Origin of the sequence: Meiothermus sp. Pnk-1, assembly GCF_003226535.1 — a bacterium.
Taxonomy (GTDB): Bacteria; Deinococcota; Deinococci; order Deinococcales; family Thermaceae; genus Allomeiothermus.
On the sequence record NZ_QKOB01000020.1, the window covers coordinates 1 to 26,782 of the forward strand.

Annotated in this window: 29 protein-coding genes and 1 rRNA gene; 14 read left to right on the forward strand and 16 right to left on the reverse strand. The window is 64.0% G+C overall.

From position 1 onward, the window contains the following. Nucleotides 1-85: ribosomal RNA gene (locus DNA98_RS16375) — 23S ribosomal RNA — on the reverse strand; the annotation flags it as partial. A gap of 167 nt (nt 86-252) precedes the next feature. Here DNA98_RS16375 and trmB point away from each other — a divergent pair. From trmB to DNA98_RS16395, 4 genes are read left to right on the forward strand one after another with little or no spacing between them, the layout of a single operon-like run. Then, complete coding sequence (trmB, locus tag DNA98_RS16380; RefSeq protein WP_110532466.1) at nt 253-1,191, forward strand: tRNA (guanosine(46)-N7)-methyltransferase TrmB; 939 nt, start codon at nt 253-255, stop codon at nt 1,189-1,191. A gap of 56 nt (nt 1,192-1,247) precedes the next feature. Further along, nucleotides 1,248-2,420, forward strand: a complete 1,173-nt coding sequence (locus tag DNA98_RS16385; RefSeq protein WP_110532467.1) for a MalY/PatB family protein — start codon at nt 1,248-1,250, stop codon at nt 2,418-2,420. Then, complete coding sequence (locus DNA98_RS16390) at nt 2,417-3,091, forward strand: sulfurtransferase (protein ID WP_110532468.1); 675 nt, start codon at nt 2,417-2,419, stop codon at nt 3,089-3,091. Before DNA98_RS16385 ends, DNA98_RS16390 begins: the two co-directional genes overlap by 4 nt. Further along, nucleotides 3,088-3,723: an MBL fold metallo-hydrolase gene (locus DNA98_RS16395; protein ID WP_110532469.1), complete on the forward strand. Its 636-nt coding sequence runs from the start codon at nt 3,088-3,090 to the stop codon at nt 3,721-3,723. Before DNA98_RS16390 ends, DNA98_RS16395 begins: the two co-directional genes overlap by 4 nt. A gap of 14 nt (nt 3,724-3,737) precedes the next feature. Here DNA98_RS16395 and DNA98_RS16400 read toward each other — a convergent pair whose 3' ends face one another. Both DNA98_RS16400 and DNA98_RS16405 read right to left on the reverse strand, forming a co-directional pair. Continuing rightward, nucleotides 3,738-4,937 (reverse strand): anion transporter, encoded by a 1,200-nt coding sequence (locus DNA98_RS16400; RefSeq protein WP_110532470.1) that lies wholly within the window; start codon nt 4,935-4,937, stop codon nt 3,738-3,740. Between the two features lie 152 nt (nt 4,938-5,089). Further along, the gene (locus DNA98_RS16405) at nt 5,090-5,458 is read right to left on the reverse strand and encodes a response regulator transcription factor (RefSeq protein WP_110532471.1); all 369 of its coding nucleotides are present in this window, start codon (nt 5,456-5,458) and stop codon (nt 5,090-5,092) included. Nucleotides 5,459-5,610: 152 nt separating this feature from the next. Between DNA98_RS16405 and DNA98_RS16410 the strand changes: the two genes are divergently transcribed. Then, nucleotides 5,611-6,135: a hypothetical protein gene (locus DNA98_RS16410; RefSeq protein ID WP_110532472.1), complete on the forward strand. Its 525-nt coding sequence runs from the start codon at nt 5,611-5,613 to the stop codon at nt 6,133-6,135. Here the strand turns inward: DNA98_RS16410 and DNA98_RS16415 are convergent. Next, complete coding sequence (locus DNA98_RS16415; RefSeq protein ID WP_110532473.1) at nt 6,128-6,721, reverse strand: GNAT family N-acetyltransferase; 594 nt, start codon at nt 6,719-6,721, stop codon at nt 6,128-6,130. The genes DNA98_RS16410 and DNA98_RS16415 overlap by 8 nt on opposite strands. Before the next feature lie 212 nt (nt 6,722-6,933). On the opposite strand from DNA98_RS16415, the gene DNA98_RS16420 reads away from it, so the two are divergent. Continuing rightward, on the forward strand, nt 6,934-7,419 hold the full coding sequence (locus DNA98_RS16420) for a molybdenum cofactor biosynthesis protein B (RefSeq protein ID WP_110532474.1): 486 nt from the start codon (nt 6,934-6,936) through the stop codon (nt 7,417-7,419). Here the strand turns inward: DNA98_RS16420 and DNA98_RS16425 are convergent. The 5 genes from DNA98_RS16425 to DNA98_RS16445 form a co-directional block, all read right to left on the reverse strand. Continuing rightward, the gene (locus tag DNA98_RS16425; protein ID WP_110532475.1) at nt 7,403-8,470 is read right to left on the reverse strand and encodes a LacI family DNA-binding transcriptional regulator; all 1,068 of its coding nucleotides are present in this window, start codon (nt 8,468-8,470) and stop codon (nt 7,403-7,405) included. The genes DNA98_RS16420 and DNA98_RS16425 overlap by 17 nt on opposite strands. 111 nt (nt 8,471-8,581) lie before the next feature. After that, nucleotides 8,582-9,931, reverse strand: coding sequence for an alpha-glucosidase/alpha-galactosidase (locus tag DNA98_RS16430; RefSeq protein ID WP_110532476.1), 1,350 nt, complete (start codon nt 9,929-9,931; stop codon nt 8,582-8,584). A 133-nt stretch (nt 9,932-10,064) separates the two neighbouring features. Then, a complete protein-coding gene (locus DNA98_RS16435) occupies nt 10,065-11,381 on the reverse strand; it encodes a sugar ABC transporter substrate-binding protein (RefSeq protein WP_110532477.1) in 1,317 nt (438 codons plus the stop codon). A 121-nt stretch (nt 11,382-11,502) separates the two neighbouring features. Continuing rightward, a complete protein-coding gene (locus DNA98_RS16440; RefSeq protein WP_110532478.1) occupies nt 11,503-12,393 on the reverse strand; it encodes a carbohydrate ABC transporter permease in 891 nt (296 codons plus the stop codon). Nucleotides 12,394-12,403: 10 nt separating this feature from the next. Continuing rightward, nucleotides 12,404-13,312, reverse strand: coding sequence for a carbohydrate ABC transporter permease (locus tag DNA98_RS16445; RefSeq protein ID WP_110532479.1), 909 nt, complete (start codon nt 13,310-13,312; stop codon nt 12,404-12,406). 241 nt (nt 13,313-13,553) lie between these two features. Between DNA98_RS16445 and DNA98_RS16450 the strand changes: the two genes are divergently transcribed. From DNA98_RS16450 to DNA98_RS16470, 5 genes are all read left to right on the forward strand, one after another. Then, nucleotides 13,554-14,708: an aminotransferase class I/II-fold pyridoxal phosphate-dependent enzyme gene (locus DNA98_RS16450; RefSeq protein WP_110532480.1), complete on the forward strand. Its 1,155-nt coding sequence runs from the start codon at nt 13,554-13,556 to the stop codon at nt 14,706-14,708. 133 nt (nt 14,709-14,841) lie between these two features. After that, nucleotides 14,842-16,023 (forward strand): MFS transporter, encoded by a 1,182-nt coding sequence (locus DNA98_RS16455; protein WP_165364084.1) that lies wholly within the window; start codon nt 14,842-14,844, stop codon nt 16,021-16,023. 39 nt (nt 16,024-16,062) lie between these two features. Next, nucleotides 16,063-16,296: a hypothetical protein gene (locus DNA98_RS16460; protein ID WP_110532481.1), complete on the forward strand. Its 234-nt coding sequence runs from the start codon at nt 16,063-16,065 to the stop codon at nt 16,294-16,296. Between the two features lie 2 nt (nt 16,297-16,298). Beyond that, nucleotides 16,299-16,730, forward strand: a complete 432-nt coding sequence (locus DNA98_RS16465) for a TA system VapC family ribonuclease toxin (RefSeq protein ID WP_110532482.1) — start codon at nt 16,299-16,301, stop codon at nt 16,728-16,730. Between the two features lie 241 nt (nt 16,731-16,971). After that, entirely contained in the window at nt 16,972-17,988 is a 1,017-nt protein-coding gene (locus DNA98_RS16470) for a low specificity L-threonine aldolase (RefSeq protein ID WP_110532497.1), read from the forward strand. 40 nt (nt 17,989-18,028) lie between these two features. Here the strand turns inward: DNA98_RS16470 and DNA98_RS16475 are convergent, their stop codons facing one another. Both DNA98_RS16475 and DNA98_RS16480 read right to left on the reverse strand, forming a co-directional pair. Next, complete coding sequence (locus tag DNA98_RS16475) at nt 18,029-18,223, reverse strand: hypothetical protein (RefSeq protein WP_110532483.1); 195 nt, start codon at nt 18,221-18,223, stop codon at nt 18,029-18,031. Between the two features lie 28 nt (nt 18,224-18,251). Next, nucleotides 18,252-18,953, reverse strand: a complete 702-nt coding sequence (locus tag DNA98_RS16480) for a glycerophosphodiester phosphodiesterase (RefSeq protein WP_233493270.1) — start codon at nt 18,951-18,953, stop codon at nt 18,252-18,254. A 24-nt stretch (nt 18,954-18,977) separates the two neighbouring features. Here DNA98_RS16480 and DNA98_RS16485 point away from each other — a divergent pair, with 24 nt between their 5' ends. From DNA98_RS16485 to DNA98_RS16495, 3 genes are read left to right on the forward strand one after another with little or no spacing between them, the layout of a single operon-like run. Continuing rightward, nucleotides 18,978-19,799 carry a hypothetical protein gene (locus DNA98_RS16485; protein ID WP_110532484.1) on the forward strand — a complete coding sequence of 274 codons (822 nt, stop codon included), beginning with the start codon at nt 18,978-18,980 and terminating at the stop codon, nt 19,797-19,799. Continuing rightward, entirely contained in the window at nt 19,781-20,152 is a 372-nt protein-coding gene (locus DNA98_RS16490; RefSeq protein WP_370444455.1) for a ComEA family DNA-binding protein, read from the forward strand. The genes DNA98_RS16485 and DNA98_RS16490 overlap by 19 nt, the downstream gene beginning before the upstream one ends. After that, a complete protein-coding gene (locus DNA98_RS16495) occupies nt 20,149-22,197 on the forward strand; it encodes a DNA internalization-related competence protein ComEC/Rec2 (RefSeq protein ID WP_110532486.1) in 2,049 nt (682 codons plus the stop codon). The genes DNA98_RS16490 and DNA98_RS16495 overlap by 4 nt, the downstream gene beginning before the upstream one ends. On the opposite strand, the gene DNA98_RS16500 is transcribed toward DNA98_RS16495, so the two are convergent. The 5 genes from DNA98_RS16500 to mnmG form a co-directional block, all read right to left on the reverse strand. Further along, the gene (locus DNA98_RS16500) at nt 22,185-23,009 is read right to left on the reverse strand and encodes a ParB/RepB/Spo0J family partition protein (protein ID WP_110532487.1); all 825 of its coding nucleotides are present in this window, start codon (nt 23,007-23,009) and stop codon (nt 22,185-22,187) included. The two genes, DNA98_RS16495 and DNA98_RS16500, sit on opposite strands and share 13 nt — an antisense overlap. Further along, nucleotides 22,993-23,742: a ParA family protein gene (locus DNA98_RS16505; protein ID WP_110532488.1), complete on the reverse strand. Its 750-nt coding sequence runs from the start codon at nt 23,740-23,742 to the stop codon at nt 22,993-22,995. Before DNA98_RS16505 ends, DNA98_RS16500 begins: the two co-directional genes overlap by 17 nt. A 7-nt stretch (nt 23,743-23,749) precedes the next feature. Beyond that, entirely contained in the window at nt 23,750-24,484 is a 735-nt protein-coding gene (gene rsmG, locus DNA98_RS16510; protein ID WP_174720047.1) for a 16S rRNA (guanine(527)-N(7))-methyltransferase RsmG, read from the reverse strand. 7 nt (nt 24,485-24,491) lie between these two features. Beyond that, on the reverse strand, nt 24,492-24,812 hold the full coding sequence (locus DNA98_RS16515) for a hypothetical protein (protein WP_110532489.1): 321 nt from the start codon (nt 24,810-24,812) through the stop codon (nt 24,492-24,494). 112 nt (nt 24,813-24,924) lie between these two features. Next, a complete protein-coding gene (gene mnmG, locus DNA98_RS16520; RefSeq protein WP_110532490.1) occupies nt 24,925-26,733 on the reverse strand; it encodes a tRNA uridine-5-carboxymethylaminomethyl(34) synthesis enzyme MnmG in 1,809 nt (602 codons plus the stop codon). Nucleotides 26,734-26,782 lie beyond the last annotated feature (49 nt).

Here is a 26,782-nt window from a genome sequence, read left to right on the forward strand (position 1 = left end):
GCTCCCCGTGGCTTTTCGCAGGTAATCACGTCCTTCCTCGGCTCGGGTGCCAGGGCATCCACCGTGTGCCCTTATCATCTTGACCCTCGGCAACTATACAACCTTATCTCGCCGCTCCCTTACTGCCCACTTTTCATGATCCCCCGCCTACCTTCCGATAGGCGCAACGAGAAGAATACCAAACCCTTTGAGCAGTGTCAAGGGCCATGTGGGGAGTCTTTTGGAGCCCTTGGATGGTGTAACCTGATCGCGATGTTGCTCCGGGCTGGGTCGCTCGAGTTCCCGCTCTCCCAAACCCGCCTCTTTGGGCGGGAGGGCAGGCTGGTGCTCGAGATTGGCCATGGGGACGGACGGTTTACCGCCGAGATGGCCCGCCGAAATCCCGACTGGAACATCCTAGGGGTGGAGGTCTCGGCAGGATCGGTGGCACGGGCGCTCAAGCGAATGCGCCGCGAGGGGATCCGGACGGTGCGGCTCTACCACGGCGAGGCCCGCTTTGCCCTACGCAACTTCATCGCCCCGCGCTCGCTCTACCGGGTCTACGTAAACTTCCCCGACCCCTGGCCCAAGGCCAAACACGAGCAGAAGCGGCTCCTGCAAACGGAGTTTTTTCGTCGGCTCTCGACCCGGTTGATAGACGGTGGCCAACTTCTCCTGACCACCGATCATGAGGAGTATTGGCGCTTCGCCCAGGAGCAAGCTCGAGCCAGCGGTCTATTTGACGTAAAGACCCCGCCCCCACCCCCCCATCACCTCGAGACCAAATACGCCCTCAAGTGGAAGGAGCAAAACCGCAGCTTCTACCACGCAGTGTTTACCAAAACCGGCGAAGATCCCGAGCCCTGGCCGGTGATCGAGAGGTTTTCCATGGCCCACGCCCTATTGAGCGGAGAGCTCCCCCAAATCCAGTCGTTCGAGAAACAGGTGGTCCCCTTTACCGGCGGGCACGCGATTCTGCTCCAAGCTTACCGTGCGCTCGAGGGTACCGGCTTGGTATTGTTGACCCACCTTGAGGAAGAAGACCTCACCCAGCAAGTCCTGATCGAGGTCCGGCCCAGCGCGCATGGGATCTATGTGGGGGTCTCGAGCTTCGGGGCTCCTCTGGTCACGGCGGGTGTTAAGGCCGCCGTAGGCTGGGTGACGGAGTGGCTCGAGGCGCAGGGACTTAGGGTCGTGCAGCGCTCCTACTAAACGCCAGAAACCTCCCGGCAAGCATCGGGGTATGCCCTTGGTTTTATGCTATCTCCATGTCACATCCTTACGACTCCCTCGAGATGGCCGAGATCAAAGGCCCCCACTCGGTGAAGTGGTCGCTCTATGGCGAAGAGGTGTTGCCCCTATGGGTGGCGGACATGGACTTCCCTGTGGACGCGGAAATTTTGCGGGCCGTGGCGGCCCGGCTATCCAAACGCATCGGCTACCCTCAAGGAGCAGGCGACCCTGAGCTGCTCGAGGCCATCCTCGCCCAGCAAGAGGCGATGGGGTTAAAGGGATTGAGCCGGGAAAACCTCTGGCTCACCACCAGCGTGGTGCCGGGGATTTACGCCAGTATCCTGGGGCTTACCAGCGTGGGGGATGAGGTGATCACCCTGGTTCCGGTTTACCCGCCTTTCCTGAGCGCTCTGAGCGAGTACCACCGGGTCACCCGAGCTAGCCCGATGGCGCTCGGCCCTTCTGGGCACTGGGAGATCGACTTTGACCATCTCGAGAGCCTGGTGAGCCCGGGAACCCGGATGCTCCTGCTTTGCAACCCGCACAACCCCACCGGGCGGGTGTTCACCCGGGGTGAGCTGGAGCGCCTGGCCGAGTTTGCCTTGCGCCACCGCCTATGGGTGATGGTGGACGAGCTCTGGGCGGGCCTGGTCTACGAGGGAGAGCACATCCCCTTTGCCTCCATCGCCCCGGAGGTCGCCCAGCGCACCGTTACCCTCACCGGCCCCTGCAAGGCCTTCAACACCGCCGGGCTGGGCGGAGGCGTAGCCATCAGCCACAACCCAGAGCTTCTAGCCCGCATGCAAAAGGCCACCCGGGGGGTAATGGGCCACCCCAACGTAGCTGCGATGGCTGCTTGGACCGCGGCCTTGCAGCGCGGACGCGCCTGGCTCGAGGACACCCGCCGCTACCTTAGGGCCAACCGTGACTTTCTGGGCGCATTCCTGCGCGCAAGGCTCCCGGAAGTCAAGTACATCCCGCCCCAAGCTACCTATCTGGCTTGGCTCGACTTGCGGGCTTTGAAGATCGAAGATACGCACCGCTTCTTGCTCGAAAAGGCCAAGGTCGCCCTCAACGAGGGATCTACCTTCGGAGCAACCTTCAAGGGATTCGCGCGGCTCAACTTCGCCACCAGCCGGGGGATCTTGCAAGAAGCGCTCGAGCGCATAGAGCGGGCGTTGCACGCCAGAGGTACAATGCCCTCATGATCGTGCAGCGTGCCCCAGAAAACGCTCTTTTGATCGATACCCGCGCCCCCCAACTCTACGCGGCAGGTCACCTGCCGGGGGCCATCAACCTGGATCTCTCCTCGACCTCACCTAAGCTGCATACCCCTGCGGATTTAGCGGCGCTTGAGGAATCCCTGGCCCACCTCAACGGCCAACTGGGGGCGACCCCGGATCGCCCCGTAGTGGTCTACGATCAAGGCCTGACCGGCGCAGCGGGGCGCACGGCGTACCTCCTGGCCCTCTCGGGGCTCGAGGTTTACCTGTGGCCCAGCGGCTGGGAGGCCCAGGCCACCTCGACCGAACCGGTCCAACCCACCCCCAGCCGCCCCTGGGCCAAGCTCAACCGGGAGATCCTGCTCACGCTCGAGGAGGCCGCCCAGCATCCGCGCCTGGTGGATGTGCGCCGCCCGGACGAGTTCGCCGCTGGGCACATCCCCGGGGCCCGGTCGCTGCCGCTCGACCGGTTTTTCCAGCCGGGGGCGCTGAGCCAGCTCGAGCTGCAACCCGGCGACGAGGTAGGGGTGTACTGCCGCTCGGGCACGCGCAGCGCGGTGGCTTTCTGGATTTTGCGAAGCGAAGGGATCAAAGCCAAGAACTACCTGGGCTCGATGCTGGACTGGCAAGGCAGCGGACGGGAGGTCGAGCGGTGAGGATCTACTCCCTGCGCGTGGGGCCGCTCCAGGAGAATACCTATTTGCTCGTAGGGGAAGATGGGCGGGGGGTGGTGGTGGATCCCGGCGACGAGGCCGGGCGTATCCTGTCCGAGATCCGTCGGGTGGGGCTGAGGCCCGAGGCCATCCTGCTCACCCACGCTCACTTCGACCACGTAGGCGCGGTGGCCCCGCTGGCCGAGCAACTGCATCTGCCGATATACCTCCACCCGCAAGACCTCGAGCTTTACCGCCACGCTCCTGAGGCCGCTGCCCGCTGGGGGCTGTCCGTACCCAGGCCGCCCGAGCCCGCTGGCTTCCTCGCTGAAGGCCAGAGGCTGGACTTCGGGCTAAGGTTAGAAGTGCTTTTCCTGCCTGGCCACGCCCCGGGGCACGTGGGCTTTTACTCCGCCGAGAGCGGAAACTTGGTGAGCGGGGACGTGCTGTTTAAAGGAGGAATCGGCCGCTACGACTTGCCGGGTGCAAACGTCGAGGAGCTGGCAGCCTCGCTGCGGCGGCTGCTGCAGCTTCCTCCCAAGACCACGGTCTGGCCGGGTCACGGTCCCGCCACCACCCTCGAGCACGAAGTCCGGAGCAACCCCTATCTGCTGCAACTTCAGGGAAAGGAGTAGGCCCCGGCAGATTTTCACCGGTGAATCCACCCGTACGCCAAGAGCAGCGTGAGCAGGGTGAGCGGAAGGCCAAAGCGGAGGTGCTCGAGGAAACCCAGCCTGTAGCCCTCGCGTCGGGCCGCCTCGGCTACGATCAGATTCGCCACCGAGCCCAAAAGGGTAAGGTTGCCCGCTAACGTGGAGGCTGCCGCCAGCACGAGCCAGCCCTGGGTGTCGGCCTGCCCTATGAGGGGATGGAGCAAGAGGACCGCGGGTACGTTGGAGATCAGGTTGGAGAGCCCCGCCGTGACCCATAGCAGGCCCCAGGAAGACTTAGCCAGGGCCTCCAAGGGCTCCAAAAGCCCCAATTCTCCCACCGCCCGGGTCACGATAAAAAGCCCCGAGAACATCACCAACAGCTCCCAGTCCACCCGGGAAAAAAACCGCTCCGAGCGAATGCGGCGGCTCAACAGCAACAACCCGGCGGCGATCAGGGCGGCTTGGGCCAAGGGGTAGTTGAGCAAGAACGCCCCCAACAACCCCGCCGTGATCAAGAGTCCTTTGGTCAGCAGGCCCCGCCGGAAGCGGAAGCGCAGCGGTGGAAGCGGGGGCAGGGGTGCTCTCGAGCGCACCGCCGGATACAGTAGGCATAGGAGGCCCACTTGAAGCGCCAGGCCCGCCAGAGCTATCGGGGCTAGGGCCAGGGCAAACTCCAGATAGGGAATGCGCGAGAAGCTGCCCACCAGAATGTTCTGTGGGTTCCCGGTAAGGGTGGCCACGCTGCCTATGTTGGTGGCTCCAGCCAGGGCCAGCAGGTAAGGAACGGGCGGGAGGGCGAGGCCCCGGGTGAGGGCCAATACCAACGGGGTCAGCAAAATCGCCATCGTATCGTTGAGGAAGAGCGCGGAGAGCAGCCCACTCCCAAAGGTAAGCCAGACCAAAAGCCCCAGCGGCGACCTGGCAAAGTGCATCAGCCGGTCCATGACCAAAGGAAAAAACCCGGCGTAGCCCAGATGGGCGTTCAGCACCATCACCCCGAAGAGAAACACCAGGGTGTTGGGGTCCAGGGCCGCCCAAGCCTCCTCCAGGTTCAACACCCCTAGCACCACCAAAAGCGCCGCCCCGGTGATGGCGATGGCGGCTCGGTTCATGCGGTAGCCAGGCAAGTACCCCAGCCCCAAGCCCAAGTAGGTGAGGGCCAAAACGCTGTAGGCCAGGGCATCGTTCCAGGTCACTAGAGTCCAGGTTACCTGGAGAAATAGGCCCGGGCAACTTGGTGTTCAACGGGCCAAGCGCGGCGGATCATCCTGAAGAGGCCGTGGGCCCAATATGGGCTTGGGGAGCGCGCCCCAACGCCGATTTGGCGCTTTGCGCTCACCCCTTTTCCCTACGTCGCGTTGCTGCCCCGACCTTGTAACAAGGATCGAATCGTGGAGATCAAGATGTCGAAGTTCACCGGCTTGACCAGATAGGTCACGTCCGGGTTGACCTGCTCGCCCGGCTTGGGGTCGCTGCCGCTGAGAAGCACCACCGGCACCTGAGGGTGAGCCGCCCGCAGCCTTTCCAGCACCTCGAGCCCGCCCATCCCTACCAGTCTCCGGTCCAAGATTACCAGGTGGGGCTCCACCTGCTCGAATACCTCGAGGCCGGCCAAGCCTTCCGTGGCCGTCCACACCTCAAAGCCCTCCAGCGAAAGGCCTCGCCGCAAAAAGTTCACCACCCCGGGATCGTCATCAATCACCAGGATGCGGGGCATGAAATTAATCTACCCAGCACAAAACCTCGCCTCGCGATCATGAACCTACCCGTTAACGATCCCGGGGCATTACCTGGACACGAACTAAGATAATCCACAGCCGCTAGCCACTTCCCGGGCGTCTTCCGTACTTCGCGCCCCCGCATCAGGCTATGGAGATCAACCAGTTTATCAACGAAGTGAGCGATGCCTATGAGCAAGTGGGTCGGCCTATCCTCGAAGGACGGTTAGTCGCGCTGCTGCTCACGGTGGCTGAGCCCCAGACCCTGGGCGAGCTGGCCACTGCGCTCGAGGTCAGCAAGTCAGCGCTGCTCAAGGTGGTACGCCCGATGGTGGAGCGCGGCGACCTCAAACGCTGGCGCGAGCCCAAGACCCGGCAACACAGCATTGCCCTAGCTGGCCCAGCGTACATTCACGATCTGCGGTTGCACCTGATCAGTGGCCGGCGGGTGCTGGGGGCAGTGCGTGCGTTGCTAGCCCAACCCGACCTGGACAAGCCCGTCCGCGAGCGCCTCTTTCAGCACGCCCAGGTGGTAGAGGCGGCCACCAGCGCCCTGGAGAAGATCGTACACACGGTCGAGGAGCAGCAGATCCAGGACCTTCAGCGCCACCTCGAGCAGGACTGGGACGCCTTACCCCCGCGCAAAGGACGGGGGCGCGCCCCCCGGCTCACCTGACCTCTTGCGCGGCCCGGTAACCCAAACGCTCCTCGAGCCTGGCCTTTACCGTGGGCCATTCGTCGTCCAGGATGCTATACACCACCGAGTCACGCCGGTGTCCGTCGGGAAGGATCGCCGCCTTGCGCAGCACCCCTTCGCGCACCGCCCCCAGCTTTTCCATGGCCCGCTGGCTTCGCTCGTTGCGGAGATCCACCATGAACTGCACCCGGATGGCCCCCAGGTCTTCAAAAGCGTGTTTGAGCAAGAGATACTTGGCCTCGGGGTTGACCTGGGTTCCCTGATACTCCCGCACGATGAAGGTGCCGATCTCCAGGTTTTTGTGCGCCTCGTTGATATGGATGTAGGAGATGCGCCCGGCGAAGTCATCGCCCTTGCGGATGGCAAAGTTTATGCGATCGGGCTCGGCGTTGAGCCGTTCGATATAGGCCCGGTACCCCTCCGCGCTGCCCTCTTGCGGGGCTCCGCGGGACATATAGGCAAACAGCTCGGGGTCGTGGTGGCGGGCCCACAAGGGGGCGTGCTCGAGGGTCAGGGGCTCGAGCCGGATGTAGCGCCCGATCAGGGAGACGGGTTTAACCCACATGCCCTCAGGGTACAGGGGAAGGGACGCGGAGGAAAGTCATACCCCCCCATCCTGGGCCCGGAAATCCCCGGGGCGCCGCCTTCTTGACCGACCTGGTGCCGTACGCTAAACGCGGTGGATCATCCTCTCGTCAGAGCCCGGGCTCGAGGCCTGAACCCGGCGGCGTGCACATAACCCAACTTCCCCAACCCCGCTGGACTAAACTGAGGTTCATGATCCGGGTGGGCATTCTCTCGGTCTCGGACGAGGCGGCGCGGGGCGTACGCCCCGACACCACCCACACCGCCTTGCGCGAGGCTCTAGCTGCGGGTCCTTTCGAAGTGGCGGCCTACGAGCTGGTACCCCAGGAATCAGCCCAGATCAAGCGGGTGCTCCGGCTATGGGCCGATCGCGAAGGCTACGAGCTAATCCTCACCGTCGGGGGGACTGGCCTCTCCTCCCGCGACAACACCCCCGAGGCCACCCGCGAACTGCTCGAGCGCGAGGTGCCCGGCCTGGCCGAGCAGATGCGCGCGAGCCTCGGGGCTTCGCCGCACATCGTGCTCTCGCGGGGGGTGGTGGGCACCCGGGGGCGAAGCCTGGTCGTGAACCTACCCGGCGAGGCAGAGGATGCGCTGGCCGCCCTCGAGGCCATCTTTCCGCTGCTGCCCAAGACCATCGAGATGATCACTGGGAAGACCCTCACCCCCCAGCGCTAACCGCCCTTCCCCGCTTCGCTCCGCAGGACTCGCGGACGATCAGGGGGGTGGGCAGGCGGATATGGGGGTGCTCTGGGGGGTTGCCCTGCATCAGGCTCGAGAGCATCTCCACCGCCAGGCGGCCCTGCTCCACCGCCGGAACCCGAACCGTGGTGAGCGGGGGGGTCATGTAGGGCGCGGTGGGGATGTCGTCGTAGCCCACCACGGCGATATCTTGCGGAATGCGCAGGCCCTTCTCGTGGATGGCCGCCATCGCCCCCAACGCGATGGTATCGTTCCCGGCGAAGAGGGCGGTGGGGTAGGGTTTGCGGCGCAGCAGCCGCCGCATGGCCTCGTAGCCGCTGGCGGCGGAGTAGTTGCCGAACTGGACCAGCGCCGGGTCGTACTCCAGCCCCGCCGCCTCGAGCGCACGGCGATACCCTCGGTGGCGGTTCTGGGTGGCGTAGTAGTTCTCGGGCGAGAAGGTGATGTGGGCGATACGGGTGTGGCCTAAGGCGATGAGGTGGCGCGTCGCCTGCTCGCTCGAGGCCTGGTCGTCGGTCTCCACCGAGTAGACCTTCGATTCCAGCCCTGGCCACTGGCGAAAACCGATCAGCACCACCGGGAAGTTGCGCTGGATGAGCTCGGGTAGCTGGCTGTCGTCGGAGCGGAGGTTGACCACGATCAGGCCGTCGATGCGCTGGCCCCGCACCAGCTCCAAATAGGCATCGGGCCTGGAGACGTCCTCCACCGTCTCCAACAGTACCCGGTAGCCGTGCTGGTGGCTGGTGTGGCTGAGGCTATAGAGCAGTTGGGGAATGTACGCATCGACCTGAAGGTGCTCGGCGTGGGAGACCACCAAGCCGATGGTGAGGGTCTGGCCGCTGACCAGGCTGCGGGCAGCGGCGTTGGGCACGTAACCGAGTTCCTGGGCTGCTTTGAGCACCCGCTGCCGGGTTTCCTCCCGGATGTTGACGCCAGGAACCCCGTTGAGCACCAAGGACACCGTGGTCCTGGAGACCCCAGCGCGCCGAGCGACTTGGTAGCTGGTGACTCGAGGCTTCCCGGTCATGTGGCCCTTCAAGCTCCTCGACCATTATAGCCGGACTGAGCAAGGCCGGGACGAACCTACCCTCGCCTTGAGGACAGCCTGGATGCGGTTTCCCCGGGAAGCCCCGCATTCTCAGCTTCTCACAACGGCCTCTCCGGGGCGCAGCGGCTCGGGAATCCAGTCACCGTGGGCGGCCAGCAGCTCGTCCACCAAGTTCCAGATTTGCTCCAAGTCGAGCTCGGCGGCGGTGTGGGGGTCGAGCATCGCCGCGTGGTAGACGTGTTCGCGCCTGCCGGTGAGCACCGCCTCGACCACCAGCGACTGTACGTTGATGTTGGTCTGCATGAGGGCGGCCAGGTGGAGCGGAAGGGGACCGACGCGGGTGGGCTGGATGCCGTTTTTGTCCACCAGGCAAGGCACCTCCACGCAGCAGCCCTGCGGCAGGTTGTCGATGAGGCCGTGGTTGAGCACGTTGCCGTAGACGACGCGCGGGGTGCCGGTCTCCTGGCTGTGGATGATGAGAGAGCCGTACTCGTGGCTGCGGTGGACGGGGAGGGGCTCGGCGCTGCGCTCGAGTTCGTCCCGCAGCTCCTCCCACCCCGCGATCTGTTCCTCGCAGCGGCGGATATATTCGTCGAGGGGGATGCCGAACTTCTCGATGAGGTCGGGGCGGTCCCGCTTGATAAACCACGGCACGTACTCGCTGAAGTGCTCGCTGCTCTCGGTGACGAAGTAGCCCAAGCGGCGGAATACTTCGTAGCGCACGCTATCGGGTAGCTTCACCGCGCCGTGGCCGCGGTAGGCGGTTTTTCCGGATTCGAGGAAGGCCCGAATCCGAGGGTAGAGGTCCTCCCCGTTCCGCTCGAACTTGAGGTAAAAGGCCATGTGGTTGATCCCGGCGCAGAGGTAGTTGATTTCCTCCACCGGCACCCCGATGTCCTGGGCGAGCTGCTCGGCGGTGCCCTGCACGCTGTGGCACAGCCCCACCGTCTTGATGCGGGTGGCCTTGAGCAAGGCCCAGGTGTTCATAGCCATGGGGTTGACGTAGTTGAGGTGCAGCACCTCAGGGCATAGCCGCTCCATGTCGCGGGCCATCTCTAACAGCACGGGGATGGTGCGCAGCCCCCGCATGATCCCGCCGATGCCCAAGGTGTCGGCGATGGTCTGGCGCAGGCCGTACTTTTTGGGGATCTCAAAGTCGATGACGGTGGCGGGTTTGTACCCGCCGACCTGGATCATGTTGATGGCGTAATGGGCCCCCTCGAGCGCCCTTTCGCGATCGGTGGTGGCGAGGATCTGCGGCCTGACTCCGAGGCTCTGCGCCAGCCGGTGAGCCACGATCTCCGAGGTTTTTAGCCGCTCCGCGTTGATGTCGTAGAGCACCAGGGTGGATTCGGAGAGCTCGGGGAAGCTCAGGATGTCGCCCATCAGGTTTTTGGCAAAGACCGTGCTCCCCGCGCCGATAAAAGTGATCTTGGGCATAAAAGCATCAACTCCTTGGTCGAACAACTAAACCGCAAAGCGAACGGTGGCCCCTCGAGGCGTCCTGATCCCTACGCTAGCACAAGCAACCGGTGGCTATTGCCGGCATACGAGCGCCTCGAGGGTTCCATATCTATCGTTTAAAGAGCGCGTTGACTTTGGCGTTGGCTTCCTTGAGCGCGTCGGCAGCCTTGGCCTTGCCCAGGAAGATTGAGTCCATCGCGGCGCTCATAATGCTGCTGATCTCGGATGCATAGTCGGTGATGGGGAATAGAAAGGTCGCCCCCTTGGTGTTGGCGATGGTGGTGAAGGCACTTACGTCCAGGCCATTCTTCTTATGCGCCTGCAAAGCCGCGTCCACCCCCGACTTGATCGCCGGGAAGACCACGCCATACGATCCCACGATGTTCTGGCAGGCAGGCGAGCCCAGGAACTTGACCCACTTCCAGGCTTGCTCCTGTTTCTTGCTGCCTGTCCAGATAGAATCGGCCAGGCCGTTGAACATGCTCTTGCGCCCGTTGGGTCCAATGGGCAGCAAGGCGAAGCCCACGTCGAACTTGGCGTTGTCCTTGAACCACTTGATCATCCACGAACCGTGGGGCAGCATGGCCACCTTACCCGAGGTGAACAGCGCCTCAGATCCCAGGCGGCTCACGTCGGAGATGGGAACCATGTAGCCCTTCTTGAGGCTGAGGTCGGCCAGCCATTGGATGGTCTCGGCCAGCTTGGGGCTGTCGTAGTAGTACTTGGTGTCCCAGGGTCCGTCGTTGAACTTGAAGCCGTTGGACACCGCCAACCAGCTCCATTCGGTCTGGCCGTAGCCGCCGCCGGAGCCGTTGATGACAAAGCCGTACTGCACGACGTTCTTAGGGTCGAAATTCTTCGAAAGTCCGTTATTGCCGTTCTTGTCCTTGGTGAGTTGGGCGATCACCCGCTCGAAACTGCCCCCGTCCTTGGGGTTCCAGGTCCAGGTGCGGAGGGTGGCCTCGCTGATTCCGGCGTCCTTGAGCAGTTTCTTGTTGTAGACGATGGCGATGGTGTCCCAGTCCTTGGGCAGGCCGTACTGCTTGCCGCCGCGCCCCCACAACTCGTACAGCCCGGGGTAGTAGATGTCGGTCTTGACCCCGTCGCGCTTGATCAGAGGAGCGATGTCCACGATCTGGCCGTTACTAGCGAACTCGGGGTACTTGGCCAGGTGGTTGGTGAAGACGTCGGGAGCGGTACCGGAGACAAAACCGGTGGTGAGGCCCGTCCAGTAGTCATCCCAACCCTTCTGCACAATGTTTACCTTGATGTCGGGGTTCTCCTTCTGGAAGGCGTTGGCGCAGGTCTGATAGGCTGGCTGCTGGTTGGAGTCCCACAGCCAGTAGGTGATCTCGGTCTGGGCGAAAGCCTGGGCGGCTAAGGCCGCGACTGCTGCGATGACTGTCCTGCGAAAAACTTGGTGCACGGGTCCCTCCTCAATTGGCAAGGATTCTTAATTGCCGGTAGCCCAAAAACCCTTCGTTTTCCTGTTGGCTGCTTACCTCACCCCTTTCACTTCGCTCGAGCTTTCCCATGGGAGAAGAGGGCTATTTCAGACCGCTGAACTGCAGTGACTCCACCACCTGCCGCCCCAATACCACCAGCAGGATGAACACCGGGATGATGGCCAGGAAGGTAGCGGCCATCAGGCCCGTCCAGTCCGGCGAGCCCTGCGGGGTCTGGGACTGGAACACCTTCAGCGCCACGGTGAGGACTTGCATGTTGTTATCCTTGCTGACGATCCAGGGCCAGAAGAACTCGTTCCAGGTGTTGATGGTGGTGAGAATCGCCAGGGTGACCAAAGGGGTCTTGCTGATGGGCAGGACGATGCGCCAGAAGATGTAAAAAGGTGTGGCCCCGTCGAGGTGGGCAGCCTCCTCGAGTTCCTTGGGCACGGCCAGGAAGAACTGCCGCAGGAAGAACACCGCGAAGGGAGTCATCAGCACGAAGGGCGCCACCATCCCCTGGAAGGTGTTGAGCCAGCCCAGGTTCTTGATCAGGATGAAGTTGGGGATGAACAGCACCGCGCCGGGGATCATGGTCGCGGCCAGGAAGAGGAAAAAGATCCCGTCGCGCCCGGGGAAGCGCAGCCGGGCGAAGGCATAGGCGGCCATGGCGCTGAAGAAGGTCTGGGAGACGACGATGGTGAGGGTGAAGAGCACCGAGTTGCGCATGGCGGTGAGGAAGTTGATGTTGGCCACGCCGCCCACCGCCAGGTTCTCCTCGAGGCTCACCAGCCCTAGCACCCGCCGGAAGTTGAGGAGGGTGGGGTCGGAGGGAAAGAGGAGGGAGGCTTGCTGGAAGAGCTCCTTAGGGTGGGTGACCGCGGTCTTGATCACGATCCATAGCGGAAAGAGGGTGATGAAAATCAGCACCGCCAGCAGCGTCCAGGCCACGATTCGCCCCAAAGTCAGTGGGTATGCCGCGCGATTGCGCATGCAAAACCTCCTATGCCAGATCGGAGTGGCCCGCCCGGAAGAGGCGCATCTGGAGCAGGGTGAAGACCACCAGGATCAGGAAAAGCACCATCGACATGGCCGAGGCGTAGCCCATCTTGAAAAACTGGAACGCGTTCTCGTAGATGTACCAGACGATTACCCGCGTGGCGTAGGTGGGGCCGCCGCCGGTTGCCACCGCCACGGTGTCGAAGATCTGGAAGGAGCCGATGACGCTGGTGACGAGCACGAAGACCGTCACCGGGCGCAAAAGCGGGAGGGTAATGCGCCAGAACATGCGCCACTCCCCAGCCCCGTCGATGGCGGCAGCCTCGTAGAGCGAGCGCGGGATGGACTGCAGACCGGCGTAGAACAGCAGGGCCGTAAAGCCCATGTGCCGCCAGATGTTGACCCCGGCCACCGTCGCCAGGGCCTGGTCGGGCGAGCCGAAGAAGGGCTGGCGCTCGAGGCCCAAGCTGCTCAGGAAAACGTTGACGTATCCCAGGATGGGGTGGAGCAGCCACAGGAAGATCATCGCCACCACCACGTTCGAAAGCAGGTAGGGCAGGATGATAACCGCCCGCACGAAGATCGAGCGCACCAAGCGATCCATCAAAACTGCCAGCAGCAGCGCAAGCACGGTTTGCAGGGGGATGTTGAAGAGCACGTAGAGCCCGGTGACCTTCAGCGCGTGCCAGAAGTTGGGGTCGGCCACCAGGGCTTGGTAGTTTTCCAGCCCCACCGGCCTGGGGGGACGCAGCAGGTTCCAATCGGTGAAGCTGATGGAGAAGGCGCGGATCGAAGGCAGCAGATAAAACAGCACGAAACCCACAAAAGCAGGGAGGATGAAGAGCCAGCCGGTTAGGGCCTCACGACTGAAAAACTGTCGCAAAGCCGGAGGCAGCCTTCTGGGCCTTTGCATCGCTCCTGGTTCTGGCACCTGCTCCATGGTTACCTCCCTAGCGGAGAATAGGGCAATAATTACCGTCCTAGGCTTTACTAACTCGTGTTAATAACGCGTGTTAGCTAGATTAGCCCAAAGCTTTCCGCTTGTCAAGTGAAGGGCTAGAAGCGCGTCCTGGCCGGTGGCACCGGCCGGGCCTGCCTCGAGCCCTCGGGCCGCCTCCTCCCAGGAGGATCGCCCCTGCTTCTACAATGGGAGCATGTTTCGTTCTAAGCGCACACCGGAACCAACCATCTTCCTCGAGATGGATCAGGCCAAGTCCGAGGCCCGACGCCGCGGGCTCCGGGTGATCGATCTCTCGATCGGAACCTCCGACCTGCCCCCACCCCACGAAGCCCTGGAAGCGCTCAAAACCGCGGTGGACGATCCCAGCACCTACGGCTACTGCCTCAAATCGGGAACGCGGCCTTTTCTGGAGGCCGCTACGGCTTGGTATGCTCGCCGCTACGGCCTCGAGCTAGATCCTGGCCGCGAGGCTCTGGCGCTGATCGGCTCGCAGGAGGGGCTGGCTCACCTGCTCTTGGCGGTGGCGGACCCCGGCGATGGCCTCCTGCTGCCCGAGGTAGCCTATCCGAGCTACTTCGGCGCGGCGAAAGTGGCGGGGCTCGAGCCCCACCTGATCCCTCTTGGCCCCGACTTCCTGCCGGTGCTCGAGGCCATCCCCGAGGAAGTGGCCCGTAAGTCCAAGGTACTCCTGCTCAACTACCCCAATAACCCAACCTCTGCCTTAGCCGATGAAGCCTGGTGGAGGGATACCTTGAGCTTCGCCGAGAGATACGGCCTGCTCTTGGTCCACGACAACCCCTACGTGGACCAGGTGTACGCGGGCCAAGCCCCCTCTCCCCTGGCCCTGCCCGGGGGCAAAGAGCGCGTGGTAGAGCTGTTCAGCTTCTCCAAGAGCTACCACCTGACGGGTTTCCGGCTGGGCTTCGCCTTGGGCAACGCCGAGGCCCTGGGTGCGCTGGAGGCGGTCAAAGGCCCGGTGGACTTCAACCAGTACGCCGGGATCCAGCGCATGGGCATCGCCTGCTTAGGGCTACCCGAAGAGCGGGTGCGGCGAGACGCCGGAGTGTGGCAGCGCCGGGCCAGGGCGCTGGTCGAGGCGTTAGGGGAGGTCGGCTGGAAGGTACCAGAGCCCAAAGCCTGTATGTACCTCTGGACCCAACTGCCCCAGGGGCTGGACGACCTCGAGTTTTGCAAGGACCTGGTGGCCAAGACCGGGGTGGCCCTCGCGCCGGGGCGGGGGTTTGGCCCCGGTGGGTACGGCTACGTGCGCTTCGCCCTGGTCCAGCCCGAACCGGTGTTGCGCGAAGCCATCCGCCTCATCAATGAATTTTTGCGCGCAGGGGCCTGAGGGTATCGCTCTTAATTGCTTTGCGCGCCGGGGCGGTGGGCACCCGAGGCCCTGGCAACAAGATTTACGCGCGCGTCTTGCGTACGGCGTAAAACAATCGTTGCCCGTGTACTTAGCCGTATACTAAAGCCTCGTGAAATCGCCCTGGGCCGTTCTCGCCGCGGCCATAACCGCCGGGACCGCCATCTCAGCCATCGGCTTCGCTTATCCCACCCTTTCGCCCTACCTCCGCACCGACTTAGGACTTTCGCTCACTGCGGTGGGCCTCCTCAACACCTTCATCTACCTGGGCACCATGCTGGGTGCTCTGCCGGCAGGTTGGCTGACCGATCGTTTCGGCAGCCGCCGGGTGCTGATCCTGGCTGCACTCACCGCCGCTGGGCTGACCCTGTTGATCCCGCTGGTGGCTCGAGCCGAGTTCCTTTTCCTGGGGTTGTTGGTAGGGGTCGGCCTGGTGGTCGCTACCTCCACCCCGGCAGGCTCGCAAGCAGTGGCTCAGGCTTTTCCACCTACGCAACGTGGGACGGTGATCGGGCTGCGGCAGATGGCAGTTCCCCTGGGCGGGGCGGTGGCCTCGGCCCTTCTTCCGCTCATCGCAGAGCATTTCGGCTGGCGCTGGGCCTCGCTAGGGATTGGGCTGATCGCCCTACTCGCGGCCTGGGTAACGGGCTGGCTCTACCAGGAGCAGGGCTCGAGCGGGCCGCAACCCATCCTTCGAAGCCCGCCACTGAGCCGAATCCTCAGCCAGCGCGACATCTTGCTGGCCGCCATCGCCGGTATGACCCTGCCTACCGGGCAGTTCATCATGATCACCTACTTGATCCTCTTCCTGAAAGAGCGCTTTGGCCTCTCCGAATTGATCGGCGCGGCCTTGCTCACCGCAGCCAATCTGGCTGGGGCCTTCAGCCGCGTCTTCTGGTCGTGGATGTCCGACCGGCTGGGCGGGCGGCGCAAGCCGCTGCTGGTGAGCATCGTGGCCTTGGCGGCTCTTTGCGCCCTCTCGCTGGCTTGGCTGCCGGTAGGCACGCCCTTGTGGTTCAAGGCGGCGATCGTCATCCTGTTCGGTGCAACCGCGCTGGGCTGGCAAGGCCTGCACTTCTCGCTTCTCACCGAGCTTTCGCCGAGGGGCCTCGAGGGCCGGGTGGTAGGGTTTGGGCTGATCTTCACCTCGATTGGGATCGCCCTGGCTCCCCCGGTATTCGGCTTCGTGGTGGAGCAAAGCGCCAGCTACACGGTGGGCTGGCTGCTGTTGGCTGGGATTTATGGGGTGGGAGTAGGGCTGCTCTCGAGGGTGCGGGAGCCCCTACAGACATGAAAGATTTGATATATTTGACTTGCGTAAACGACCCTCCGTATCGATGACGAGCTGTACCGGCGCGCCAAGGCCGAGGCCGCCCGACAGGGAATCACCCTGACCCAGTTTCTTGAGGAGGCGCTCCGTTTGCGGCTTCAGTACCACCCTGGTAAGCCGGTTAAGCTCCCTACCTTCGATAGCGGTAAGGTCTTTGACTTTGCGCCGGAACGGCTCAAAGAACTCATCCAATCGAGCGATCTCGCGTATGACCTGCACAAGCTGGGAGGGTCCTAGCGGTGTATGTGCTCGATTTCAACGTGCTGATCTATGCTTTCCGGCAAGACGCGCCGCAACACCGGGCTTGTTACGCCTGGCTGAACGGCTCGCTCACAACGGGAGAGGGCGTCGGAGTCCCGAGCTGGGTCGAGCGCGAGGTGCTGCGCATCAACACCCTCCCTTCGCTGGGAGATCTAGCCGCGCCGCCCCAGGATGTGTTCGCCTTCTTGTATGCGCTGAGGAAGCATCCTGCATATCAGCTCGTCGAACCCGGCCCGAACCATCTGCCCATCTTCGAAGACCTCTGCCAACGCTTGGGCCTGCGGGGCAATGACCTCAACGATGCTTTTATGGCAGCGCTGGCCATCGAGCGCGGAGCCACCCTGGTCAGCACCGATAGGGGTTTTTCACGTTTTCCGGGCTTGCGCCGAGTGGATCCTTTGGAAGAGTGACAACTCCTCGAACTGCGCCGTGGCGCGGCGCGAGGCTTCACCTCGCTGCGCGGCGAAGCAGTTTCGCGGCGCTAGCCGGGTAAGCCCCGTCCAGGCCCGAGGCTCTTCCCCTTCTCCCACGGAGGCGGCGAGCCCCTCCCCGCGAAGCTCCCCCACCCCCCCTCTTTTCTCTGCTTTCGCGCAGCGAGATACATGCCTTTGAGGATGGCAAATCCGACCGCTTTGGGGCATCATGGTGGCCATGCGCGTCATTGACCTTCGCTCCGATACGGTGACCAAGCCCACCCCGGCCATGCGCCGCGCCATGGCTGAGGCCGAGGTGGGCGACGACGTGTACGCGGAAGACCCCACGGTCAACAAGCTCGAGGCGCTGGCCGCCGAGATGCTGGGCCTGGAAGCGGGGCTCTTCATGCCCTCCGGCACCATGACCAACCAGGTGGCCCTGATGCTCCATCTCCAACGCGGCCAGGAGGTGATCGCGCCCAAAGGGGCGCATATCTACGAGTACGAACCGGGTTCGCTGAGCGTCCTCGCGGGCGGGGTGATCCGGCTGGTCGAGGCCCCCTACGGCGTCCCCGACCCCGAGGCGGTGCGCGCAGCCATCCACACCTCGCCGCACCAGGCCCCTACGGGGTTGATCGCGCTGGAGAACACCCACAACTATGCCGGAGGAACGGTGGTCCCCCTCGAGGCCGGGCGGGCTATCCAGCGGGTCGCAGAGGAAGCCGGGCTGCCCACCCACCTCGACGGGGCCCGCCTGTTCAACGCGGCCACCGCGCTGAGGGTCGCGCCCGCCGAACTGGCCCGGGGGTTCCGCACGGTCTCGATCTGTCTTTCTAAAGGGTTGGGAGCCCCGGTGGGGTCGGTGCTATTGATGCCTAGGGACTACCGGGCCGAGGCCTGGCGTTACCGCAAGATGCTGGGCGGGGGAATGCGCCAGGCCGGGGTGCTGGCCGCGGCGGGAATCCTAGCCCTCACCGAGGGGCCTAAGCACCTCGAGCGCGACCACCAGATGGCCCGCGCGCTGGCCGAGGGTCTCCTGCGGATGCAGGTGGAGGTAGACCTCGAGTCCGTGCAGACCAACATGGTCTACGCCCACCTTCCCCACGCCGCCGACTTTGTGGAACGGCTACGCCAGGCCGGGGTGTTGGCTAACGCGATGGGCAGTCGGGTACGCTTCGTCACCCACCGCGACCTGGCCGACGAGGACATCCCTTTGGCCCTCAGGCGCATCGAGAACGCGCTGCACGTAGCCTGAGCGGGCGTCATATACCCGGCCGCAACCACAAGCCTTCTTATCAGTCCTTCCAGGTCTCCACGATTTTGTACTGCACCAACGCAGTATAGAGGGCCTGATTCCCCTGGGCGCTGGTGGTGAACTTTACATCTACCAACACGGTATCCTCGGCTAGCTCCTCGATGAAGCGGTTCAGGCGCTCTTGAAAGATATCCGGGTCGTTGGCGGTGATGACGCGAAAACGCACCCCTTCCATGGTTTCCTCCGTCTTGGCCGCGCGAAGGTCAACCCCGAGCCGCTAACAGCTCTTGGGGCAGATCCCCGATGACCCCATCTACCCCCCACTCGAACAACCGCTTGGCTGTCGCTTGGTCGTTGACTGTCCAGGTCACCACGAACAACCCCTGGGCCTTGAACTCCGCCACCTGCGCGGAGGTGAGGAGGGAGAAGTGGGGATGAACCCCCCCCACCGGCAGACAGGGAAGCAGTTCGAGCACCTCCGGCTGGGTGTAGAGCAAGGCCATGGGCACGTCTACGCCGGCCTTCCCTAGGCGGATAAGCGCCAACGGGTCGAAGGAGCTGATCCAAGCTCGCTCCCGCTGCGGCCAAGCCGCCAGGGCTCGGGCTAGGTCGGACTCGCGTCCATCGCTCGAGGGCGGCTGGCTTTTGAGCTCGAGGTTGAGGTACGCCCGGGGAAACTCCTCGTAAAGCTCAAACACCTGCTCGAGCCTCGGCACCCAGGGAGCGCGGGCCGCGAGCTCGGCCCAAGAGAGCCCCGAGATCGCCACCCCCTCCAGCTCGAAATCGTGGTGGACCACCAGCACCCCGTCCTGGGTGCGTTGGACATCCAGCTCTACCCCATCCAGTCCGGCCTCAAGGGCGGCTCGAAAGGAGCCCAGGGTGTTCTCCCTGGTTGCGCGGGGGGAACCGCGATGACCCAGCAGCAGACCTTTCGCCCGAAGCGGCATTTTGCCATTCACAACCATGAGAGCAGTGTACACTTACGGTATATGAACTATGAAACCCGCTTAGCCGAGCTGGTCCGTGAACCCGTGCTGGCCCAACTCAAGGGGCCGGGAGGACTGCTGGCCCTAACCGGGCGCGAACTGTGGCTGTTAGACGAGCAGGGGGAGCAATACGCCCCCTTGACCCGGATTCGCCGCATTACCCGCGGCGAGGGGGGCACGGTGATGATCTTGAGCGACACCGATACCCTCATGACCGTCCCCCTCCGCTCCTTCGAGGTCAGCGAGCTCAAAATGTTTCTAGAATCCCTCAAGGAGCACGTGATCCGAGCCCGAAAAGGCATCTCCACCGCAGTAGACAACCCGCCTGCCGCCTCGCCCTCTCCCCTGCCCCAGCCTACCCCCCCTGATCCGGAGCCCGCCCCCGCCGAACCGGTAATCCCCCGCTCATACATCGACCAGCCCGAGGAGGTCCCGGTAACCCCCACCATCGAGCAAGCCCCGCCCCCACCGTATAGTGACCCGCGCAATACCGCTGCCGGGGATCGGGTGCGCAGCTCGGTTTGGGAAGAGCCCCCTAGCCCGCGCGCGGAGGCCTCCACCCAAGTTTGGGAGGAGCCTCCGGCCACGCTCCCTCGGGAAGAGGAGACCGCCTCCCCTACGCCAGCCCCGCCGATAGCTCCAGCCCCAGCCCGGCGGGGAGGTACCTCCACGCTGCTCAAGCTGATGAGCCTGATTACCCTCGGGGCGACGCTAGCCCATCTGGTCAACCGGATTTTAACCCCCACCGGCGACGTATGGGGGCTGATCGGCGTGGCCGTAGTGGGTTCGGGGCTAGCGCTGATCGAGTGGCGTCTGTCCGAGTAGGCCTCCCCCTTCCGACCCTTCTGGGCGGGCTTTACCTGGTTTGCGTGCTGGGGTTGGGGCTTTACAGCCTGTGGCCTCGGCTATTCCCCCACTTTACCCCGATCTCTGAAGCGCAAGGCCTTTCGCCCTCACCCCCGCCGCTTGAGGCGAACCCTTCCCCTGCACCCCGGGAAGGGCCCATCAGCCTCAACCGGGCTACCCTCGAGGAGCTGGAGGCCCTTCCCGGCATAGGCCCCACCCTCGCCCGCCGGATCATCGCAGGCCGCCCCTATGCCTCGGTAGACGAACTCTTGCGGGTACGAGGAATTGGAGAGCGCACCCTCGAGCGCCTGCGCCCGCTGGTAGTTCCATGATCCCCTATGCCTTGGGTGCCGGGGCCCTGCTCGGCGCCCTGAGCCAGCTCAGCCCCTGGGTGTTCCTGGGGTTGCTGGTTGGGTTTTGGCTCCCCGAGCGGGTGCGCTGGGCAGCGCTGGGGGCTTTTGCGCTGGTGATGCTGCGGGCATCTACCCTGGGCGATCCTTGGGCGGCAAGGATCGGGCAGGAGGTAACCTTAGAAGGCCAGCTTCACCGGGGGTTTCTATGGACCCCACAGGGAAAGGTGTACGTCCGCCACTTTCCCCCTTTGGAAGACGGGGCCTACCGCCTCGAGGGCCTCCTAGCGCGCCCGCAGCCCAAACGCAACCCTGGCGGCTTCGACCAGAGCCTTTGGCTCAAGGGGCTGGGGGTAAAGGCGGTGCTCGAGGTACGGCGGGTGCTGTACCGGCGGCCAGCCAGCCCCACCTACCACGACCGCTACCGCCAAACCCTACAGCATGGCCTCTCCCCCGAGGTGGCGGCCCTCGCCACCGCGCTGACCCTGGGCGAGCGCGAGGGGCTGGGAGAGCTATACGAAGCGTTCCAGCGGGCCGGTCTGGCCCACGCCCTAGCCCTCTCTGGCCTCAACGTAGGCATCCTGGTAGGGGCAGGGCTGATCCTGCTTTACCCGCTCGGGCCACGCCGCTACTGGGCGGCGCTCCCACTCGCTTGGGCCTACGTTCTGCTGGCGGGCCCGAGCCCCAGCCTGCTGCGGGCCAGCCTGATGGCGACGGTGGTGTTGCTGGCCTTGGCCTTGGGAAAGGGCCGAAACGCTCTCCTGAGCGGGTGGATGCTGGCTTTGGCCGCCCATCTGGCCTGGGAACCTTACGCGGTGTTCAGCCTGTCGTTCCAGCTTTCCTACCTGGCGGTGCTGGGCATCGCGGTGCTACTGCCGGCGTTGCCCCGACCCAGGGGGTGGAGGGGTTATCTGGCTGAGGTCTTCGCCCTCACCCTCTCGGCGCAGGCTTTCCTGATCCCCCTCCTCCTTCATAACTTTCACCGGCTTGCGCTGCTCTCTCCCCTGGCTAACTTGGCCGTCTTGCCCTTGCTCAACCTGCTGGTGCCCCTGACGTTCATCAAAGGGTTATGGAGTGGCTTCGCGGGAATCTTGGCTCCTCCGATCGAGGTCCTTTCCCAGCTCTCAATCGAGCTGACCCGCTGGCTGGCCCGAGGGCCGCAGCTCTTTTGGGGCGAGATCTCTCCTTCGGGGTTTGCCCTGTACTACCTGGGGCTAGCTCCCCTGGTGTTAGCGCTGTACAACCGCCTCCCCTGGCGACGTGCGCTTATGCTGGGCTCGGCCGCGCTGCTCTCGAGCATCCTGCCGGCCCAGTTTCAGCGGGCCGAGATTTGGCAACTCGATGTAGGTCAGGGAGATGCCAGCTTGATCCGCCTGCCAGACCAAACCGCCATCTTGGTGGACGGCGGAAGGCCCTACGCAGCAGAGCGGGTGGTGCGCGCCCTCGATGCTTTAGGGATTCCCAAGCTCGACCTGGTGGTAGCGACTCACCCCGATGCCGACCACATCGCCGCCCTCCCCGAGGTGCTGGCCGAAGTCCCGGTGGGCAGGGTGCTGGCCGGGCCGCCGCAGCCGCGAGACCCCCTCGACCTGGCCCTGCGCAAGGCGGCGCAGGACGCCGGAGTCCCGGTAAGCACGGTTGTACGGGGCAGCTCGCTGCGGCTTGGCCAAGCCCGCTTGAGCTTCCTCGGACCTCGAGGAGACGAGCCCGACGACAACGGACGAAGCCTGGTATTCGTGCTTGAGTGGCGGGGGCGCCGGGCCTTGTTCACCGGTGATGCTCCTACCGTTGCCGAGGAGGACTGGCCCGCGCTTCCGGTCCACCTGCTCAAGGTAGGGCACCACGGCTCCAAAACCAGCACCGGAGAAGAGCTCTTGGAGAAAACCCGCCCCAAAGTGGCCCTTATCGGGGTGGGGCGCAACAACTACGGCCACCCGGCCGCCGAGGTGCTCCACAGGTTAGAGCGGTACTCCGTGGAGGTCCACCGTACCGACTGGGAGGGGGCGATCCGGGTTCAGCTCTGGTAGCCCAGCCGTTCCAGGATGGCTTGGAGCTCCTCACGGGAGTGATAGCGAATCTCGAGCCTCCCCCGCTCCTCCCCTACCAACCGAACCTTCCAGCCCAACTGCCGCGAGAGGCTTCGGGCGATATCGGGATAGGCCTCCTGTCGGCTCCCTGGGCTTCTTTCCACCGGTAGCTCGGCGCGCTCCTTCAGCCGCTCGCTGTCGCGCACGCTGAGGTTTTTGCTGAGGATTTCCCCAAGCCCCCACTCCCGTTTGGAGTGGGGCAGTGCCAGCAGGGCGCGCGCATGTCCAGCCGTGATCTCTCCGGCCTCGAGCGCGGCCAGGGCGCTCTTGGGAAGCTGGAGCAACCGGATGGCGTTGGTCACCGTGCTGCGGGCCTTACCCACCGCTTTGGCGATCTCCTCCTGGGAAAGCCCCATTTCCACCAAGCGCTGGTATCCCTGGGCCTCTTCCACCGGGTTGAGGTCCTCTCGTTGGAGGTTTTCCACTAAAGCCAGCTCCAGGGCCTCCCGGTCGGTGATGTCGCGGATCACCACGGGTACCTCTTGCAGCCCGGCCAATTGGCAAGCCCGCCAACGCCGCTCCCCGGCTATCAACTCGTACCCTTCCCCCTTAGGCCGCACCAACAGCGGCTGTAACAGGCCCTTTTCCCTGATCGAGGCCGCGAGCTCCTCCAAGGCTTCCTGATCGAAATTGCGGCGGGGCTGGAAGGAGCCGGGCTTGATCAAGGCCAAGGGCAACCTCACCGGGGCCGCTTGGGTCTTGGGCAGCAAAGCATCCAGCCCTTTGCCCAACCCGCTAGGCTTCTTGGACACGGCGCATCACCTCCTCGGCCAGACGGCGGTAGGCGTGAGCCCCGCTCGAGGTGGGGGCGTAGGTGGAGATGGCCTGGCCGTAACTAGGGGCTTCAGCCAGGCGTACATTGCGAGGTACCACCGTCCAGAACACCTGCTCGCCGAAGTGGGCACGGATGTTGGCCTCCACCTGCTGGGAGAGCAGGGTGCGAGAGTCGTACATGGTGATCACAATCCCCAAAATGCGCAGCCCGGGGTTCAACCGCACCCTCACCTGCTCCACCGTCTCCATCAGACCGGCAATCCCCTCGAGCGCGTAGTATTCCGCCTGTACCGGTATCAACAGGCCCTGCGCAGCCGCCAGCACATTAAGGGTCAAGGGGCCCAAACTGGGAGGTGCGTCCAACACGATAAGGTCGTACTCACCCGTAAGCGGCTCGAGCACCCTGCGCAACCGCGAAGGGTCCTCCAGCAGGTCGGCGCTCGCCCCTACCAGGCTGGACTCCGCCCCGATGAGGTGTAGCCTGGGATTGACCGCCTGCACCACCTGCTCGAGGTTGGCCTCTCCGGTCAGCAAGGCATAAATCCCGCCGTTATGGGTCTCCTGCCCCAGCCCCGAGGTCGCGTTAGCCTGAGGATCGAGGTCCACGAGCAACACCCGCTGTCCCGCCTGGGATAAGTACGCCGCCAGATTGACGGCGGTGGTGGTCTTCCCCACCCCCCCTTTTTGGTTGACCACTCCGATGCGCTTCACGTCGCTTCTAGCATAACGGATGCTTCGCCGGAAGGCCCGCGCGGCGCGGGTACGGTTGCGGGGTCTCGGCAATCTTTTCGATCAGCAGCAGTTTTCTGCGATCCCCCACCTCCGGCAACCGCAGCTCGAGGAGCTCAACCAAACGCCCTCCCAGGGTATGGATGGCCCGCTGGGCCACAGCCAGTTCAACCTCGGCCTCAGGCCCCTTCTGCACCAACAAATACCCCCCCACCCGGACAAAGGGCAGGCATAGCTCGGCCACGGTCGCGGCGCTCCCCACGGCGCGCACCACCGCCCGGTCGAAAACCTCGCGCAACTCCGCCCGGTGGGCCTGCTCCTCCGCCCGACCCCATAGGGCACTCACGCCCCGAAGGCCAAGCGCCCGAATAGCCCCATTCAGGTACTCTACCTTTTTGCGTGTGGCCTCGAGCAAGGTCATCTCCAAAGCGGGCCATGCGATCTTGAGGGGCAAACCGGGAAAACCCGCTCCGCTCCCCACGTCGATCACCCGCTGCCTCCCCTCCAGCTTCCGGGTAAGCCCACAGGTCAGGGAGTCGACCACATGCTTGAGGACAAATCCCCTCTCGTCGGTGATCGCGGTGAGGTTGGTCTTGGCGTTGGCCGCAAGCAGCAGGTCATACAGCTGCCCCAGTTGTTCAAGCTGTCGTGCGGAGAGCGCGGGCATCCCCAGCGCGCCAAGGGAACGCTCGAGCAATTGCAAGGAGTCGTCCGATAGCGGCACCGTTACCTCACAGGCCGTAGCGCTCTTTCATCTTCTGGTAACGCTCGTGCACGTACGCGTCCAGCTCCGCCAAGGGCAGGGCGTCCAGTAGAGGCACCAACCACTCCTTAAGCGGCTTGCCTCGTACCATCCACTGGTAATAGCTCCGCCCACCATGGGAATAAGGGCCGTAAAGCCTGGATTCCGGGTGCAGGTTTTTTAACCAATCAAAAAGGGGCTGATGCCGGGCATGCATTCGTAGGGTCACTTGGGCCTGTCGCCCATCTCCGCCGAAGTGGCCCTCCCCAATCAGCAGGCCCAATAGCAAACCCAGTTGAAGCTCCCCCATAGGTTCTATGGCATTCCTTAGCATGTGTTTCACCGTAAGGTTTCCCGTGAAACCCTGTCAAGCTGTTTCACCGTGAGGTTTCCCGTGAAACCCGTCCGTCGTACCCCCAGGTTCAGGCCGGCACCCTACCCTTGCTTAGATACACCAGCAAGGCGGTGAGGTCAGAGTCGCGCACCCCGGGTACCCGGGAGGCCTCGGCCACCGTCGCGGGCCTGATTTTGGAGAGCTTTTCTACCGCTTCCTTGGAGAGGCTAGGGATATGGCGGTATTCGAGGGTCGGAGGAATGTGGTAGGACGCCAGCTCTTTCAGCCGCTCAGAGAGCTTTTGCTGCCGCTGGATGTACCCAGCGTATTTGGCGCGGATCTCTACCTGTTCGATCTCTTCCTCTGAAAGAGAAAGGGGCGAAGGGCCCAAGCGGGCCACCAGATCGGCGTAGGTCACCTCCGGGCGGCGCAGCCAGAGCAGGGCAGGGACCCCCTCGAGGCGCAGGCATCCTAGCCGCTCGAGCTCAGCCTGGATCCGCCGGTATTTCTCTTGCGTCTTCTCCAGGTCACCCGGCGTACGCAACCCTACCTCAGTCGCCAGGGGCAGCAACCGCTCATCCGCGTTGTCCGCCCGACAAAGCAGGCGCAGCTCAACCCGTGAGGTCATCATCCGATAAGGCTCGTCGGTGCCTCGGTGCACTAGGTCGTCGATCATCACCCCGATATACCCCGATTCACGAGAGAGGCGGATTTCTTCTTGCCCTCGAGCGAAGCGAGCCGCGTTCAATCCCGCGATCAACCCCTGCGCAGCGGCCTCCTCATACCCGCTGGTCCCATTGATTTGCCCCGCCGTAAACAGCCCCGGTAACTTTTGCGACTGAAGCCCAGCGGTCAACTCGGTCGCGTCTACCGCATCGTATTCGACGGCATAGGCATACCGCTGGATGACGGCCTTCTCAAACCCCGGTAGGGTACGTACCATCCGCTCCTGTAGTTGAGGGGGCAGAGAAGAGGAAAACCCCTGCAGGTACAGCTCGCTGGTCTCGAGCCCGTCCGGCTCGACAAAAAGCAGGTGGGTTTCCTTGTCGGCAAAACGGACCACCTTGTCTTCAATCGAGGGGCAATAGCGCGGACCAATCCCCTCGATGTCCCCTCCATACAGGGGAGAGAGGTGGAGGTTCTCCCGGATCAAGCGGTGGGTAGCCTCCGTGGTGCGGGTCTGCCAGGTAGGACGGGCAGCGGCGTGTGGTCCAGGGACGCCTGCAAAAGTCTGGGGGGGAACATCCGGAGGGACTACCTCGAGCGCTGCGTAGTCCACCGAGTCGGCGCGGATTCGGGGTGGGGTGCCGGTCTTGAAGCGGAGCATCCTATGGCCTACTGCGCGGATGCTCTGGGAAAGAAAGCGGGCTGGGGGCTCGCCCTGGCGACCTGCCGGGCGGGACTGCCGTCCATACCACACCACCCCGCTGAGGAAAGTTCCGCTAGCCACAACGACGGAAGAGGCCTGGATTTTTCGGCCATCGACCGTGAGCACCCCCCACAACTCACCCCCCTCCACCCAAAGGGCTGCAACCTCAGCCCGGAGACTTTCAATCCGAGGGTGGGATAGCAAGACGCGCTGGGCCTCCAGGGCGTACGCGTCCCGGTCTACCTGCACCCGCAAGCTTTGTACAGCCGGCCCCTTGGAACGGTTCAACACCCGGGTGTGAATCGCGGTAGCATCGGCGAGCCGTCCCATCAAACCGCCCATGGCTACGACCTCAGCGACGAGTTGGCTCTTGCCCGGCCCCCCCACCGCCGGATTGCAGGGCATCAGCCCGATCCGCTCAGGGTTGCTAGTGATCAGGCCGACCCTCGCCCCTACCTGAGCCGCCGCCCAGGCAGCCTCGATCCCTGCGTGGCCTCCACCCACCACAATGACCTCATACCTTGACATCCTTTCTACTTTAGCGGGTTTTTTCCCAGCGGGAAGGGGCGCCCCCCTC

Bases quoted from the DNA above. Each gene is read 5' to 3' on its own strand.
- trmB (WP_110532466.1), top strand. From the start codon at position 253: ATGTTGCTCCGGGCTGGGTCGCTCGAGTTCCCGCTCTCCCAAACCCGC.
- DNA98_RS16385 (WP_110532467.1), top strand. From the start codon at position 1,248: ATGTCACATCCTTACGACTCCCTCGAGATGGCCGAGATCAAAGGCCCC.
- DNA98_RS16390 (WP_110532468.1), top strand. From the start codon at position 2,417: ATGATCGTGCAGCGTGCCCCAGAAAACGCTCTTTTGATCGATACCCGC.
- DNA98_RS16405 (WP_110532471.1), bottom strand. From the start codon at position 5,458: ATGCCCCGCATCCTGGTGATTGATGACGATCCCGGGGTGGTGAACTTT.
- DNA98_RS16410 (WP_110532472.1), top strand. From the start codon at position 5,611: ATGGAGATCAACCAGTTTATCAACGAAGTGAGCGATGCCTATGAGCAA.
- DNA98_RS16415 (WP_110532473.1), bottom strand. From the start codon at position 6,721: ATGTGGGTTAAACCCGTCTCCCTGATCGGGCGCTACATCCGGCTCGAG.
- DNA98_RS16420 (WP_110532474.1), top strand. From the start codon at position 6,934: ATGATCCGGGTGGGCATTCTCTCGGTCTCGGACGAGGCGGCGCGGGGC.
- DNA98_RS16425 (WP_110532475.1), bottom strand. From the start codon at position 8,470: ATGACCGGGAAGCCTCGAGTCACCAGCTACCAAGTCGCTCGGCGCGCT.
- DNA98_RS16430 (WP_110532476.1), bottom strand. From the start codon at position 9,931: ATGCCCAAGATCACTTTTATCGGCGCGGGGAGCACGGTCTTTGCCAAA.
- DNA98_RS16440 (WP_110532478.1), bottom strand. From the start codon at position 12,393: ATGCGCAATCGCGCGGCATACCCACTGACTTTGGGGCGAATCGTGGCC.
- DNA98_RS16445 (WP_110532479.1), bottom strand. From the start codon at position 13,312: ATGCAAAGGCCCAGAAGGCTGCCTCCGGCTTTGCGACAGTTTTTCAGT.
- DNA98_RS16450 (WP_110532480.1), top strand. From the start codon at position 13,554: ATGTTTCGTTCTAAGCGCACACCGGAACCAACCATCTTCCTCGAGATG.
- DNA98_RS16470 (WP_110532497.1), top strand. From the start codon at position 16,972: ATGCGCGTCATTGACCTTCGCTCCGATACGGTGACCAAGCCCACCCCG.
- DNA98_RS16475 (WP_110532483.1), bottom strand. From the start codon at position 18,223: ATGGAAGGGGTGCGTTTTCGCGTCATCACCGCCAACGACCCGGATATC.
- DNA98_RS16480 (WP_233493270.1), bottom strand. From the start codon at position 18,953: ATGGTTGTGAATGGCAAAATGCCGCTTCGGGCGAAAGGTCTGCTGCTG.
- DNA98_RS16485 (WP_110532484.1), top strand. From the start codon at position 18,978: ATGAACTATGAAACCCGCTTAGCCGAGCTGGTCCGTGAACCCGTGCTG.
- DNA98_RS16495 (WP_110532486.1), top strand. From the start codon at position 20,149: ATGATCCCCTATGCCTTGGGTGCCGGGGCCCTGCTCGGCGCCCTGAGC.
- DNA98_RS16515 (WP_110532489.1), bottom strand. From the start codon at position 24,812: ATGGGGGAGCTTCAACTGGGTTTGCTATTGGGCCTGCTGATTGGGGAG.
- mnmG (WP_110532490.1), bottom strand. From the start codon at position 26,733: ATGTCAAGGTATGAGGTCATTGTGGTGGGTGGAGGCCACGCAGGGATC.